This window comes from Candidatus Krumholzibacteriota bacterium (genome assembly GCA_034520215.1).
Classification (GTDB): domain Bacteria; phylum Krumholzibacteriota; class Krumholzibacteriia; order Krumholzibacteriales; family WJIX01; genus JAGHBT01.
In genome coordinates, this window is sequence record JAXHNR010000001.1 from 601,643 (window position 1) to 615,421 (window position 13,779).

The 13,779-nt window shown below is 43.2% G+C and carries 14 protein-coding genes and 1 pseudogene; 8 read left to right on the top strand and 7 right to left on the bottom strand.

Annotated elements, in window-relative coordinates; translation table 11 throughout:
• The first annotated feature begins 115 nt into the window (after positions 1-115).
• The 4 genes from pal to U5O15_02525 all read left to right on the top strand — a co-directional run bounded on the left by pal (position 116) and on the right by U5O15_02525 (position 3,945).
• The gene (gene pal / locus U5O15_02510; GenBank protein ID MDZ7859537.1) at positions 116-634 is read left to right on the top strand and encodes a peptidoglycan-associated lipoprotein Pal; all 519 of its coding nucleotides are present in this window, start codon (positions 116-118) and stop codon (positions 632-634) included.
• A gap of 2 nt (positions 635-636) precedes the next feature.
• Complete coding sequence (locus tag U5O15_02515; GenBank protein MDZ7859538.1) at positions 637-1,512, top strand: tetratricopeptide repeat protein; 876 nt, start codon at positions 637-639, stop codon at positions 1,510-1,512.
• A gap of 136 nt (positions 1,513-1,648) precedes the next feature.
• Positions 1,649-2,950 (top strand): hemolysin family protein, encoded by a 1,302-nt coding sequence (locus tag U5O15_02520; GenBank protein MDZ7859539.1) that lies wholly within the window; start codon positions 1,649-1,651, stop codon positions 2,948-2,950.
• A gap of 8 nt (positions 2,951-2,958) precedes the next feature.
• The gene (locus U5O15_02525; protein MDZ7859540.1) at positions 2,959-3,945 is read left to right on the top strand and encodes a hemolysin family protein; all 987 of its coding nucleotides are present in this window, start codon (positions 2,959-2,961) and stop codon (positions 3,943-3,945) included.
• Between the two features lie 18 nt (positions 3,946-3,963).
• On the opposite strand, the gene U5O15_02530 is transcribed toward U5O15_02525, so the two are convergent.
• From U5O15_02530 to acpS, 3 genes are read right to left on the bottom strand one after another with little or no spacing between them, the layout of a single operon-like run.
• Entirely contained in the window at positions 3,964-5,010 is a 1,047-nt protein-coding gene (locus U5O15_02530) for a PD-(D/E)XK nuclease family protein (protein ID MDZ7859541.1), read from the bottom strand.
• Positions 4,943-5,404: a hypothetical protein gene (locus tag U5O15_02535; GenBank protein ID MDZ7859542.1), complete on the bottom strand. Its 462-nt coding sequence runs from the start codon at positions 5,402-5,404 to the stop codon at positions 4,943-4,945. The genes U5O15_02530 and U5O15_02535 overlap by 68 nt, the downstream gene beginning before the upstream one ends.
• Positions 5,401-5,787 carry a holo-ACP synthase gene (acpS, locus tag U5O15_02540; GenBank protein MDZ7859543.1) on the bottom strand — a complete coding sequence of 129 codons (387 nt, stop codon included), beginning with the start codon at positions 5,785-5,787 and terminating at the stop codon, positions 5,401-5,403. The genes U5O15_02535 and acpS overlap by 4 nt, the downstream gene beginning before the upstream one ends.
• Positions 5,788-6,007: 220 nt before the next feature.
• On the opposite strand from acpS, the gene U5O15_02545 reads away from it, so the two are divergent.
• Positions 6,008-6,883, top strand: coding sequence for a radical SAM protein (locus U5O15_02545; GenBank protein ID MDZ7859544.1), 876 nt, complete (start codon positions 6,008-6,010; stop codon positions 6,881-6,883).
• A 78-nt stretch (positions 6,884-6,961) separates the two neighbouring features.
• Here U5O15_02545 and U5O15_02550 read toward each other — a convergent pair whose 3' ends face one another.
• Complete coding sequence (locus U5O15_02550; protein MDZ7859545.1) at positions 6,962-7,921, bottom strand: GNAT family N-acetyltransferase; 960 nt, start codon at positions 7,919-7,921, stop codon at positions 6,962-6,964.
• Between the two features lie 284 nt (positions 7,922-8,205).
• On the opposite strand from U5O15_02550, the pseudogene U5O15_02555 reads away from it, so the two are divergent.
• The 3 genes and pseudogenes from U5O15_02555 (at position 8,206) to U5O15_02565 (ending at position 9,838) form a co-directional block, all read left to right on the top strand.
• A pseudogene (locus tag U5O15_02555) lies at positions 8,206-8,455 on the top strand (cation transporter).
• Between the two features lie 72 nt (positions 8,456-8,527).
• Positions 8,528-8,923 carry a DUF302 domain-containing protein gene (locus tag U5O15_02560; protein ID MDZ7859546.1) on the top strand — a complete coding sequence of 132 codons (396 nt, stop codon included), beginning with the start codon at positions 8,528-8,530 and terminating at the stop codon, positions 8,921-8,923.
• A gap of 9 nt (positions 8,924-8,932) precedes the next feature.
• Positions 8,933-9,838: a cation diffusion facilitator family transporter gene (locus U5O15_02565; protein MDZ7859547.1), complete on the top strand. Its 906-nt coding sequence runs from the start codon at positions 8,933-8,935 to the stop codon at positions 9,836-9,838.
• 154 nt (positions 9,839-9,992) lie between these two features.
• Here U5O15_02565 and U5O15_02570 read toward each other — a convergent pair whose 3' ends face one another.
• The 3 genes from U5O15_02570 to U5O15_02580 all read right to left on the bottom strand — a co-directional run bounded on the left by U5O15_02570 (position 9,993) and on the right by U5O15_02580 (position 13,349).
• Entirely contained in the window at positions 9,993-10,880 is an 888-nt protein-coding gene (locus U5O15_02570; GenBank protein MDZ7859548.1) for a methyltransferase domain-containing protein, read from the bottom strand.
• Between the two features lie 295 nt (positions 10,881-11,175).
• Entirely contained in the window at positions 11,176-11,637 is a 462-nt protein-coding gene (locus U5O15_02575; GenBank protein MDZ7859549.1) for a C-GCAxxG-C-C family protein, read from the bottom strand.
• A gap of 101 nt (positions 11,638-11,738) precedes the next feature.
• Entirely contained in the window at positions 11,739-13,349 is a 1,611-nt protein-coding gene (locus tag U5O15_02580) for an NADP-dependent glyceraldehyde-3-phosphate dehydrogenase (protein ID MDZ7859550.1), read from the bottom strand.
• Between the last annotated feature and the right edge of the window lie 430 nt (positions 13,350-13,779).

Consider the following 13,779-nt stretch of genomic DNA (forward strand, 5'->3'; position numbering starts at 1 on the left):
AATAAAAAAATAAGTCTTTGCAAAAATCAACATTGAAGTTATAGTTTATTTGATTTGGCAATATTAAATGTGAGTAAAGGCCATAAAATAAGTTTTTTAAACTGGAGGTGATCGGATGGCTCGCATCAGTTATACGGGATTAATTGTTATCCTGGTTTTTGCATTGGTTCTTCCTGCGTGTTCTAAAAAAGAGGCTCCGCCTATAGAAGAGGTGAAACCGGCTGAAGAGGAAATTGTTCCGCCGCCGCCTCCTCTTGAAGAAGAAAAGGAAGAACCTGAAATTAAGGAAGTTAAAGTGGAACCTGTAGTACTCGTTGACGTGTTCTTCGATTTTGACAGTTTCGAGATCAAAGACAATTACAGGAGTATACTAACCGGTAACGCTGAACAGATTCTGGACAAAGAAGATATCAAGGTCGTAATTGAGGGGCATTGTGATGAACGGGGAACGGCTGAATATAATCTTTCTCTTGGTGAAAAAAGAGCGAAAGCGGTCAAGGATTTTTACACGGCGTACGGTGTTGCCGCTGACAAGATATCTATAATCAGTTATGGTGAAGAAAAACCGTTTGCCAAGGGGCATAATGAAAAGGCCTGGGCCAAAAACCGCCGCGCCCATATGGTAGTTAAATAATAATGTTCAGGATTGGGTATAAAAAGAATCTTGCTTTAGGATTTATTTTACTCTTTACGGCGGTAAATGCCGGGTGTTGGGGAGCGAAGTTCATCGAGATGCCGCAGAGGGCAATTAATACATCGGTGGCTGTTGATACTCTTCTTGCGAGAGAGAAAAATCTGGAAGAACGGCTGGATAAAATGCAGAAAGAGCTGAAAAACCAGCAGAAATATTCCAGAAGAGAGGCAGCAAGAAGCAAGATGGATATGGAGGGATTAAAGGATCAGTTAAACGCCATGCGGCAGGCGCTGCTGGAATCTTCAAGGCTTGATTCCTTTAAAAAAGAGGCAACTGTTTCTTCAGGCCGGAGAGGTCCTTTGCCCCGGGCTGCAAATAGAAATAAAGAAGAAGCAGAAGATACTTTAGGGGCAGCCGCAGAATATGATTCTCTTTCATCGGATTCTGAGACCGGAGCTGCTCCGGATTCAGGGGTAGTATCCGGGCCGGACGATACTCCCTCCGCGGGAGTGATGTACAGGCAGATATACCTCGATTTCAGCAGAATGGAATATCAAATCGCTCTTGAGGATTCTAAACTCTTTCTTGATGAATATCCTGATAATCCGTTAGCCGAAGAGGTTATCTTTATAAGGGGAGAGTGTTTTATTGAGCAGGAAAAATACTTTGACGCTCTGAAGGAATTTTCAAGAATACTTAAGAAATATCCGGAAGGAAAGAAAGTGCCGGCTTCTCTTTTAAGAATGGCAGTCGCGTATGAGGAAATTGGAGACAGTGATCTGGCCGCCGGTATAGTAAGGAGGCTTTTAAGAGATTACCCCAACAGTGAAGAAGCCGCGGCGGCTGAAGAAGAGTTTGGCTCGATTCTAGAGGATTAACATTTAACTAAACGTCGTTTTTTAAAACACTTTTCTCTTTATTATCCAATTGTTTGTTACGTCCGCGTCGGGACATTAAGGTTGGCGGCGGTTTTCTGATTACTGTCTTGGAATTAAATTCCGGTAAAGAGAATTTATGCCGGTGTTGTTTGAAAGGTGTATTCAAAAGACTTTGGAAATCTTCAGCAATATTTCATTAATCATATCAGTAATTGTGCTATTGGGTTTTTCAGCTTTCTTTTCGGGGTCGGAGACCGCGTATTTTTCCATTCAGCATTCTGTTCTTGAGAAGATGAAGCTTGGAAACAGACGAAAGAGAATGGTGTTTTCTCTTTTGTCAAAACCCAGAAAACTTCTCGTAACTATACTTTTCGCTAATTTACTTGTTAATATTACCGCTACAAGTTTGGTTACCGCATTTGCGATAGAATCTTTCGGGAAAACCGGGGTGGGTATTACAACAGTCGTCATGACCGCCCTCATACTTGTTTTTGGCGAAATAACTCCGAAGGAATTTGCTTTTCATCATTCAACCTCTTTTGCGGCAATTTCAGCTCCGGTATACAGGACTTTAATATTTATTCTGTCTCCGGCCGTGTGGCTGTTGGGACGAATAGCCGATTTAGCGGTAAGGGGGAGCCGCGGTTTGCTGGGAGAACCCCACAGGGGGTATGTTACAAGAGAACTTGTCACGGCGGTTGAAATTGGATACAGAAACGGTCTTTTTAAAGATTTTGAGAGGGAGATTCTCGGCAATTTTTTCCTCTTTGCGGAGACCACAGTGGGAGAAGTTTTTACACCCCGAGGCGAGGTCTTTGCTTTAGAGGCAGATATGAATCTTAATGAGGCCGTTCCTCTTGTAAAAGAATACGGCTTCAGCCGTATTCCTCTCTACGCGGAAACAAGTGACAATATTGTTGGAGTTCTCCTGGCCAAGGAACTGCTTAAGTATTCGAGTAAGAAGAAGATGAAACTGAGAAAAATAATGCAGCCCGTCTGGTTTGTTCCCGAAAGTAAGAGAGTCCGCTATTTACTGAATGAATTTCTAAACGCCCACCAGCATGTTGCGGTAATAGTAGATGAACACGGAGCGTATCTGGGGATTATAACTCTGGAGGATATTCTCGAAGAAATATTCGGCGAAATCCGTGACAGGAGAGAGCCGAGAGTAAAAGAGTATCAAGTTACAGAGGGCGGCGAAATTGTTGTCGACGGCACATTCAGACTGGAAGCGTTGAATAAGATTCTGGGGACTGAAATTTTCTCTAAAGAAGTGGAAACAACCGCGGGCTATCTGATAGAAAAGACGGGCAAAATTCCCCGGGAGGGAGAAACATTTAACATCAACAATGTGCGTTTTCTTGTTATATCAGCCGGAAAAACAAGGGTTAACAAGATCAAAGTCGGTAAATCCGACGAGGGAAAGGATAAGGACTGAAGGTGCTTTTGTCTGTATCAATTATAGTTGTAACTATTTTTATGTCAGCTTTTTTTTCCGGTTCTGAGACAGCTGTCGTTTCCTGCAACAGACTTAAAGTACGAAACAAAGTGAGAGAAGGATCATTCAGGGCCCGTATCCTGGAAGATCTTATCGCTTCTCCGCACTTTCTCCTGTCTATTGTTCTTGTGGGTAATAATTTGGCTATTATTGCCTGTACGGCTGAAGCAACAGCTTTGGCAATAAGACTCTTCGGGAATAAGGGGCCCTTAGTTTCAACTATTGTGATTACACCTGTCTTACTGATCATGGGAGAAGTTGTTCCCAAGGCATCTTTTTTATACCATTCGGATAGAATTTCTATTTTCGTTGCCCCGATTCTCAAAGGCTTTTCATATATTCTCTGGCCTTTTGTTAAATCTGCCGCTTTGCTGACAGCAATCCCCTCGAAGATAACCCGCAAAAGCGGAAAGAAAGAGAATTTCATGTCTACACGTGAAGAGCTGATATATTTATACAGCGGAATTAAAGATAAAGGTGTTATCAAGGAAAGGGAAAAGAAGATTATTGACAGCGTTTTTCATTTCGGCGTTGTAAAGGCTGCTGATTTGATGCTGCCTGTAAGTGAAGTTATATCGTTTCCATATACAAGTTCGATATCGGAGGTTATAGAAACCGCCAATAAATATCCATATTCCCGTTATCCTCTTGTTTCTCCGAAGTCGGGGAATGTTGTAGGTGTTATCTCTCTATTTGATTTACTTGGAATAGAGAGCGGGGAGAAGCTTACTTCCCTTATGCATAAACCATTTTTTGCCGCCGAGGATGAACTAGCCGAGGATCTCCTTGTAAGGATGAAGAGTGAACCGCTTCATTTCGCTATCGTCATAAACAATAGGGGCCGATTTAAGGGGATATTGACATTAGAGAATATAATTGAGAGTATCGTTGGAGATATAGCCAGTGAACATGAATTATTGGGAATCCAAGGATAAGCAGGTAGTCATAAAAGGTTATTTATCACATATTCTAAGGAAATTACAGCGTGCGCATTTATTGCTTCTGTTCGAAGGAAAGTATCGATATTCGATAGGAATATTTTCTTCAATATCGCTATCTTTAAGTACGGAGGATAATTTTCTTATCCCTTTTTTAAGGCGCCCGCGCGCGGCGGCAATACTTTCGTTACTTATTGTGTAGGTTTGCTCTGCTGCTTCATCAAGTAGATTTACCTCATGCATACTTATATTTTCGGCCGGCTCACCTAGTATAGCGGCGGCGTAATATCCGTATATATTCAGCTGATCACGGGCTTTACCTGTTTTTATATTAACGGAAGATGATTTACCGCTGTATGTTTTCCAGTCGACGATGTTGAATCTGTTGTCACAACCCCGAAAGATAAAATCGGTTTTCAGAAATATTTTAGCTTTTTCGAATTGGAAAGACTGGGCGAACTCGGAAAAGTCGATATCCTCGATTACCCATTCGGACGGGTCGGTTCTTGAAATTCTCTCAAGAATGGAGCTTGAAAGGAGCGCTCTTACGGCTTCAATACATTCATCGTGAGTTTTTTTCAGCTTCTCAGCCGGTATGTCAATTCCGTACTCATGGTCGCGGAGTGCCAACCAGTTAGTATTTAATTTACCCCGCTTTTTTTTAGGTTCACGCAGGTATTTTTTATCTTTAGAAAAGTTGAACTGTTTTTCAAAGGATTCAACAGTATAATTAATAACGTCATCTTCAGCCGGGATCCTCTTTTTAGCCCGTGTGGACTGAAGGATTTTTGAAGCTATATAGTGAATCAGCTGACCGCGCCAGAGGGGGAGAGATACGAGACGTTTTAGTTTGTACGCTTCGCGGGAAATTACAGGCGCGTCCGGGTTCCATCCGCCCCAGCTTAGATAGTAATGAAAATAATAAGCTCTTCTGCATGAATCGAAAAGGGCTTCACGCGAAATCGACCACCCGAAATTATTCTTAAATACCATTCTATTTCTTAGCGAACACTCTTCTGTGAATTCTGTTCTGTAGTCTGTAACTTCCAAATTCGTAGTCAAATTTCATTTCCTGTTTTCCTCTCAGAGCAACTTTTCTTGAAGTGTACATGTAGAGATGATACTTATTTGAGGTTCGCTGCTGGGCCAGCCCGGGAATCTCATAGATCTTGAAAAGCCAGGCTCTGAGGGTGCTCAAATCAGCACAGGCGACAAAATCCGCTTTACATTCTGTCGAAATCCACCAGTCGAGGGCGTATTTGCCCTTGCCGCCGGCTTTCTTCGGTTTCAAATTTGTCGTGGTTGAAATAAGATATTCCCGTTTTGGTCTTGAAAAGTTTATAACAAGATCGGTTGCTTCATCGCCCTCTCGGCAATTCAGACCTTCACGGAGAAGAATCGATTCTATGAGAAGTTTGCCGCTTTTTCCAATAGTGTATTTTGAAATCTTTTTCAATATTGACCCCCTTCCATTACTACTACTGCCTGGGCAATGTCAGCGTCGTGAGAGATACTAAGGTGTATAGTGGAAATATTTTTTTTCTTTAGAATCATTTCAATCTCCGGCGATAGATCAAAGTACGGTTTTCCATTCTCGTTGTTAGAAATTGAGATTCCCTTTATTGTAATTCCCCGCATAAGCCCTGAACCCATGGCTTTGAGAAAGGCTTCACGCGCCGCGAACCTGCCGGCAAAGAATGACGAGTTATCTTTGCGCTTCATCCCTTTTTCAATTTCTCCCTCAGTGTATATTCTTGTAAGAAAACGTCTGCCGTACCTTCTGATTATTCTCTTAATTCTTGAAATAGATGTAATGTCAGTGCCTATTCCGTAAATCATTAAATCTCCGTTGGCTAAACCCCTTAAGCCGGTAATATGGCATTATTCCCCGTTTTTAAGGGAAAAAACTTTTATTCAATATTGTAGTGGACTATCATCACGAGTATCCTTGAGTTTAGCAGATTTTATAATATTATTAAACAATTAACTGTCAATTGATTAACATTTTAACAGAAAGAGTCGGGCCGCCCGACGAAAACCTTCAAAAAGGAAAATTTACATGGTCTTTTATGATAAACCGCTCTGGCGCCCTCCGAGCGAAGCAAATTCTTTGATACTGCAGGCAACAATTGGATGTTCTCACAACCGGTGCCTTTTTTGCTATATGTACAGAGGTAAGAGATTCAGAGTCAGGAAATGGGAGGATTTAAAAAGGGATATTGACCAGTCCTCGCGTTTACTACCGGATACGCGAAGGGTTTTCTTAGCCGATGGAGACGCTTTTGTTTTGAGCCGGGAGCGTTTAGAACAGATATTGGACTATCTGAACGAATCGTTCCCCCGGCTTAACCGTGTCAGCTGCTACGCCAGTCCAGATAATCTCATAAAGAAGTCTGTCAAAGGGATGAAAAGATTAAGAGATAGAAAACTTACAATAATATATTATGGGATTGAAACTGGAGACGCAGACCTTTTGCGCAAGATAGACAAGGGAGCCGGTCCGGAAGAGATCGAGGAGGGCTGCGGAAAAGCCGCTTCAGCGGGGATAAAACTTTCTGCTACAGTTATCCTCGGTCTCGCGGGGAAGAAAGGAAGCCTAAGGCACGCGGAAGAAACATCAACCCTCGTCTCAAGGATAAACCCCCGTTATTTATCGGTTCTTACTTTGATGCTCGGACAACACAGCAGTCAGTACGAAAGACAGATGGGAGACGGCTTTGAATTTAATTCTCCCGTGGATGATATTCGAGAACTCAGAACTTTGATAGGCGGGCTGGATGTTGACAGGTGTATATTCAGGAGCAATCACGTTTCAAACTATCTTTCTCTTAAAGGTGTTCTAAAGAAAAACAAGAAAGAATTGATAGAGACCATTGATTGCGCACTGGAAAACCCTCAGATCTATTTAAGAAATGAACCGATGAGGGGTTTATAGAATGTCTGTTACATGTCAAATTGATAATAGTTGTTTAGTTTAGCGAACGTATTGTCAGTGAAAATCGCTGCTGGCGTGTTATCCTCTGAATAATTTTCTGATCCATGAATCCGAGACGTAGATGTCGTAGTTTACTCGAATCCCCCCCCAGCGTTCCTTGTAGTCGATTAGACTGTGCGCGTATGCTGGAGAGGCGCCGAGATTAATCTTACTGATCCCCTTGTTTATCGCGAGATTAATTGCGCTGGTCAGCAGAACATGGTTTGGTTTTAAATGCCTTTTGGAATAATCGGATACGGTTTGCCAGTTGAAAAGGGTGTCATTATGAATAAAGTTTACGCACGATCCAATCATCGTATGGTTTTGTGTAAGAGCGTTCCAGTAAATCATGTCCGATTCATCCAGAACGTCAAGAATGGCTCGAAAGAACCGTTTGCTGTAAAGGGGCTTTCTCTGTTCATGCCGTTTTCCCGTCATAAGATAAAGTTTGTAGAAGTCATCAAGATGCCCCTTGTGACTTATGGTAATTTCGGTCGTATCGGCTTTAAGTCCCGCTCTAACGTGACCGTTGATTTTTTTGTCGGGAGGGTTATGTTTTCCGTTTCCGGGTATCTTTATTATATGTGTAAAAACCTGGCGAGAACTCAGGAACGGCTCGCTGATTTTCGCGAGTTTACCCTCGAAGTCTGTAATTGCTATCCGTGAAAATCGCTTGTTTTTCAAGTATTCTATAAGATACGCGTTAAATAAATCCCGCTGGGTTTCGTCTGTTCCTTTCCTTAGAATTACTTCTCCGTACGTGCCGTAGGGCATTGAATAGAATGATTTAAACCCTAACTTTCTTGTAATTACAGCCGGCATTCCTATTATAAATTTACCATCCTCGATTCCAGTCAGAAAAACAGAGTGAGCTTTTCTTCCCAGGCCAAAAGAACATATGTCGGCCCATTGCCTGGTGTGGAAGAAGCTTCCGTTTAAGGCAAGTTTGTCCCACATTTTTACGTCAAGAGATTTACGGTCGAATACTTTGAATTCCATTTATTTTCTCAATCCCAAGAGGGGGTGTAATGTCCGATTTGGCCAATCTATCCTGTTCACAAATGTTTATATAAGTCCACGGTTCTGTAATTTAATAACTGTCATGTAAATAGTCAATAAGTCAAAAGGCAGTTTATAACGAACTTATCTATCAATATTAAAGGATTTTCCCACAAAGTTTAAAAAGAAGCTGTTGACATGTGTCATTATAAACGAGAAAATTTCTCTTTCTTGTATTTTAGGATCAATCACTATTTCATAATTCTTTAAAAAAACTATGATGCAGATTCCTTGGATTCGAAAACGTGTCTGATTTCAAGACAATGATTATCGTTTCCGTATTCGCCTTAGTCGCTAATCTTGTTTGTCTTTATTTGCCGCAAAAGGCAAACAGTGAAGAGGCGCATAAAAAAGCCGGCATGATATTTACTTCCAACGATATCATTGTAAACGCCGGTGTTATTCTGGCTGGAATTCTTGTCAGCGCGCTTCACTTGAAAAGTTCCTGACTTGATCATCGGCGAAATTGTTTTTACCTTTTTAATCAGGGCCCCCTTTTCGTATAATAAAATTAGCGAGATAAAATTAAAAGAGGAGGAATTTGTCATGAAGCAAACAGATTATAGCTTCACTAAAATTGTTGACCTGTCTTATGAAGAGGCAATTGAAAAAGTAACTGAAGAATTAAAAAAGGAAGGCTTTGGTATTGTATCTGAAGTCGATTTCAAAGCAAAGCTGAAGGAAAAGCTGGATGTGGATTTTAAGCCCTATAAGATTCTGGGCGCCTGCAATCCGCGTTTGGCTTATAAGGCGCTTCAGGCAGAAGAACAGATCGGCTTGATGCTGCCGTGCAATGTGATTGTGTATGAGAACGAGAGTGGACAGGCGGTTGTGGCGGCCGTGGATCCGGTGGCAAGCATGCAGGCTGTCGATAACCCTGCAATGGGCGAAGTTGCCCAAACTATTCAAGACAGACTGAAGAGAGTAATCGAAAAAGTATAAAGGTAACCCATGGCGCACGATCACACAAATAATCACTCTCAACCCGGAGCAAAGGATTTCGGCAGAGCCTTTGTTTTCGGGATTCTTTTAAACGTCGTTTATATTGGTTTAGAAGTCTTTTACGGCATCATGATCGATTCGCTCGCTCTTATTGCGGATGCCGGTCATAATTTAAGCGATGTTCTAGGACTCGTAATAGCATGGGCGGCAAGTTGCCTGGTCAAAAAATCAGCTACGGAAAAATATACATACGGATATAAAAAGTCATCCGTATTGGCTGCTTTCTTGAATGCGCTTATATTGCTTGTTGCTATTGGCGTTATCATCCGTGAGGCGATTGGGCGCTTTTCCCAGCCGGCTGCCATTGACGGCGAAATTATGATGATCGTGGCCGGCATCGGCGTTCTGATCAATGCGGCCACGGCCTTTCTGTTCTTTTCGGGCCGAAAAAAAGACCTGAATATAAAAGGCGCCTTTCTGCACATGGCCGCGGACGCCGGAATTTCATTGGGCGTCGTAATTGTCGGACTTGTTCTTACTTTTACCAACTTGTATTGGTTAGACCCGGTTGTCAGTATCGTTATCGCGCTGGTTATTTTTTGGGGAACCTGGGGTTTGCTCAAGGACTCGGTAAGTCTTTCGCTGGACGCGGTACCGCAGCATATCGACAAAAGCGCTGTTGAGCAATATCTGACAGAACTGCCGGAGATAAAAAGATATCATGATTTGCACATCTGGGCCATGAGCACCACCGAAACGGCGCTAACGGTGCATGCCGTCATTGTTGATCAATGCGCAAGAAATAAACTTATTGAAAAAATCAGCCACGATTTGCAGCACAAGTACAAAATCAGCCATACTACAATTCAGATTGAAGACGATGGGGATGCAGATTGCCGCCAGAATCAAATTTGAAAAAAGAATTTGGGATTGGTTGAATAATAGTGTTTATATTGTAGAGGGCTAACGTGTGATGCTTCAGCCGGGCGCCCGCGCCATCGTTCAAGCTCACCGGCGGTAATAGAGCGCAGCGGAACTACCATCCGGTGCAGCACCTTGTTGGGCTCTATTATTCTTTTCGAGTGTACACCCCAATATGACTGGTGCGTAAATCAGCTTCATCAGAATAGGAAATGGATGGATCGATTGAGTCGGGAAGAGGTTCGTCTATCCGAGAATATCTGTAGATGAAGTCAGATTTCCAGCCTGTTAGATTACCAAAAAGATTTTGCCATTCACTGAGCCTAATTCTATTGCCTCGATCAGATTGGAGTTTTCGTGTGTATTCAATCCTTGGAATGGTTAGAAATTCGAAGGGATATCCGTTTATATCTTTGTGATCCTCCAGATGAATACAGTGAATCATCCTGCCGTCTGGATTGAGGCTGTTCACAAGATTGTTTAGTAATGCCGAAACGTCGTCACTAGGGACATGTTCTAATACTGCATTGGAGTAGATAAAATCAACGGATGTATTCAGCTTTTCTACAGCTAAATCTACTGGGCTTTTGTACTCAATTCCAAAATCTTTGAGTTTGTCGAGGTCAAAGCGTGTAACCGATAGCAGCCTATTATAACGTTCTCTGATGAGAGAATGGTCAGAGAATGGTGCTAGAATATCGCGGGGGATAGAGCTGATGGCTCCTTTTAGTGATAATGATAAACTCTCGGGATATGCATTAGGTTTTATATCCGTCGCAATTATTCTTTTTGCCCCCAGCAAGTAACATACAAGCGTATGACTCAGAACCCAGCCTGCTCCGATTTCCGCGCATACCTTACCTTCAAGAGAAGGATACTTCGACAAATGAAGAATGTGTGCAAACTGAGCAGCACATATATCTATTCGTTTTGAAGATGATGCTAACTGGTTGGCTTGTCTATGTTTTGAGAAAGATGATTGTCTAATCTTATGCTTGAGTGAAGCCGGTAGTATTCGTGATATTAGTCGTTTCATCTTGTCCTCCAATTATGGGCCTAACGGACTGCGGATCAGCGCCGGAAGGCAGCGAGCTCTGCCGACCGCTGCATCCACATGATGGCTGGCAGAGCGGCTGACAGAATCCGTATGGAAACCCGCGAGCTCTGTTGGCGCGGCGCTCCATGGCCAACAACTTTAATAATACTATTATCTAGATATTCTTCAATCATAAATATCTTCAACACTTCTGATCGCGAAACGGCCGCGCAATCGTTGCCTTCACCAGCGGAAACGCGGCGTAGCGGAGTTCCCGTCCGGGTGAAAGCCGGGGTTAGCCATTATTTCCGGCTATAACACTAGCTGCAATTTCAGCCGCCTTGCCGGTTATCTGCAAACATCGCCGGCCAAGCTTCTGTTCTTTGAACATGGTTTGTCCTTCAGGCGTGCTCAGATCACAGCCACCCAACAACACCTTACAATCGCGGCTGCCAAATTCTTTTTCAAAGCCAGCAATGAGTTGCTGAGCCGCGGTGTATGAAGGCTGAGCTGAATCCTTTTCGCTCGAGCGGCCAAATGATAAGCTTACCCCCATGACCGCGCCGGTGAGAGCACCGCAAATCCCGCATGTGCGTGACATACCGCTACAGAAAGCAGTCGCTGCTCTGGGAAGAAACTCGGAATCGACTCCTTGGGCCTTTGCGATGGCGAGGACGACACTCTCTGCGCAGAATAAGCCGGACGCAAATAAATCTTCGGCTGACTTTCGAACTTCAGGTATTTCTGATTCTTTCATTACATACTCCTTTTAATAAGATGGCAATGCCATTGATCGGCGCGGATCAGGCGCGCTGTCAAGCGTCGCCTGCATCCCGCTTGTTGGACGAACTTTCCAATTTACAAGATAAAATCTGTTGAAAGAAACCGTGAGCTTCTTTCTTTGACAATCGATGTTATGATTTGTTGGTTTGTATGCGTCTCTTTGGCTGCAACAAGGGTCCGGATCGTAAATACCTTCAAAGCATCCGATACAGAGAGTGTGCCTTCAGCAGAATCTTTTCGACCAGTGAATGGAAATGTATCTGGCCCACGCTGACACTGGCTGTTGATATTGACCCGGCAAACTTGATTAACAAGAGGATCAATCAGGTTAGCAATTGTCACCGGATTGCTCCCGAACAAACTGACCTGCTGTCCGTAATTCGATTGTATGATGTAGTTCATGGGTTCCGAAATGTCATCAAAAACCGCAATTGGGACAACCGGACCAAACTGTTCCTCTGAATAGAGTCTCATTCCAGGTTTGACAGGATACACGATTGCGGGCGACATGAAGGTATGGTCGATGCGCCTTTCGCTCTCATTTATCACACTCGCTCCTTTGGCACAGGCGTCTTCGATTAGTTCTGTCATATAACCTGTCTTGTCTGGCTCCGGCAACGGAGTTATGGAGACCCCTGTCTCCCACGGCATCCCTCCCTTGAGTTTTCTGACAGCATCTGCGACCCGCGCGAGGAAGTCATTCACGATATCTCGATGAACAAACAGTATCTTGAGAGCTGTACATCTTTGGCCGTTGTACGAGAGCGCTCCGAGAACGCATTCTTTTACGGTGTATTCCAAATCTGCATCCTTGAGGACAATGCCCGCATTCTTGGCTTCCAACCCAAGAACGCACCTCAGACGATGGGGTTTTGGGTGCTGTTGCTTCAGGATATCAGCAACCCGGCTACTGCCAATGAATGCCAGTACATCTATTTTTCCGGACTTCATCAGTGGACCGATGACTTTCTGCCCTTCTCCGTAAACCGTGTTGACAACTCCTTTCGGGAAGGAATCTCGAAACGCCTCAAGAAGTGGTTGATGTAATAACACGCCTAGTTTTGGCGGCTTGAAGATCACCGTGTTGCCCATGATTAGCGCGGGAATTAAAGTGGTAAAAGTTTCGTTGAGCGGATAGTTAAACGGCCCCATGCAGAGAACCACCCCCAGCGGAGCTCGGCGAATCTGCCCAATCACTCCCTGTTCAATGGTAAAACGCGATGATATCCGATCCAGATCTTTCAACGCATAAATGGTGTCTCGAATGTAATCGACAGTTCTGTCAAATTCCTTCTCTGCGTCTGGAAGCGTTTTAGCAATTTCCCACATCAGAAGTCTCACGACTTCATCACGTTTTTCTTTCATGCGGTAGATGAATGACTCCACGTGCCCGATACGTTCCTCAACAGACATTGTTGGCCATGTTCCGCGTCCTTGACCATACGCTGTACAAGCAGCATCTAAAGTCTCTAGAGAACTCTGCTCGTCCAGGAGTGGGTAACTACCTATGGTTTTCTGTACGGTTTCATTCGGACCTGATAAACAGATCGGAGATAAGACCTCCTGTCTGGGACCGGTCCATTCTCTAATTTCTCCATCACAGAGATAGTGACACTGGTCGATCCGCGCAAGAATCTTGTATTTAGCCGGAATACCGTTTTCCTCAGGGAAGATTGATTTAGTCATTTTGTGTCCTCCTTTGTGTGCGTCCAACATTGTATATACCGTTTCCGCCTAAACCGATACTTGATTGTTTCGCCAACATATGCTCTTAAGATATCTTTGCGATATCTCCTTTTAACCAATGTGCTTAATCAACTTTAACAATACAAATAGGTTCTTATACGGTTTCCGTATAAAATCCTTTCAATATTTACAATTCATCCGCGGGGCTTTTTACATCACTAAGTTTTCTATTTAAAATATAAGAAATATCTTATGGCCGCTTTGTAAGTTTCTACCATAATAATAAGAAGGTCGTCAACAATATTCCCTGGGATGCAGCGTGCTGAAGTGTTAACTTCATTGACAGTTTCAGTTCTCTTTTGTCACAATTGGGAGTAGAACTATTTTCAGTTAGCAAATATGTGTTCAGCCTGATTTCCCGATTATGAAG

Excerpts from the sequence above, each read along its gene's own strand:
- pal (MDZ7859537.1), top strand. The coding sequence starts at position 116 with ATGGCTCGCATCAGTTATACGGGATTAATTGTTATCCTGGTTTTTGCA.
- U5O15_02515 (MDZ7859538.1), top strand. The coding sequence starts at position 637 with ATGTTCAGGATTGGGTATAAAAAGAATCTTGCTTTAGGATTTATTTTA.
- U5O15_02520 (MDZ7859539.1), top strand. The coding sequence starts at position 1,649 with ATGCCGGTGTTGTTTGAAAGGTGTATTCAAAAGACTTTGGAAATCTTC.
- acpS (MDZ7859543.1), bottom strand. The coding sequence starts at position 5,787 with ATGATTTACGGAATAGGCACTGACATTACATCTATTTCAAGAATTAAG.
- U5O15_02545 (MDZ7859544.1), top strand. The coding sequence starts at position 6,008 with ATGGTCTTTTATGATAAACCGCTCTGGCGCCCTCCGAGCGAAGCAAAT.
- U5O15_02550 (MDZ7859545.1), bottom strand. The coding sequence starts at position 7,921 with ATGGAATTCAAAGTATTCGACCGTAAATCTCTTGACGTAAAAATGTGG.
- U5O15_02560 (MDZ7859546.1), top strand. The coding sequence starts at position 8,528 with ATGAAGCAAACAGATTATAGCTTCACTAAAATTGTTGACCTGTCTTAT.
- U5O15_02565 (MDZ7859547.1), top strand. The coding sequence starts at position 8,933 with ATGGCGCACGATCACACAAATAATCACTCTCAACCCGGAGCAAAGGAT.
- U5O15_02570 (MDZ7859548.1), bottom strand. The coding sequence starts at position 10,880 with ATGAAACGACTAATATCACGAATACTACCGGCTTCACTCAAGCATAAG.
- U5O15_02575 (MDZ7859549.1), bottom strand. The coding sequence starts at position 11,637 with ATGAAAGAATCAGAAATACCTGAAGTTCGAAAGTCAGCCGAAGATTTA.
- U5O15_02580 (MDZ7859550.1), bottom strand. The coding sequence starts at position 13,349 with ATGACTAAATCAATCTTCCCTGAGGAAAACGGTATTCCGGCTAAATAC.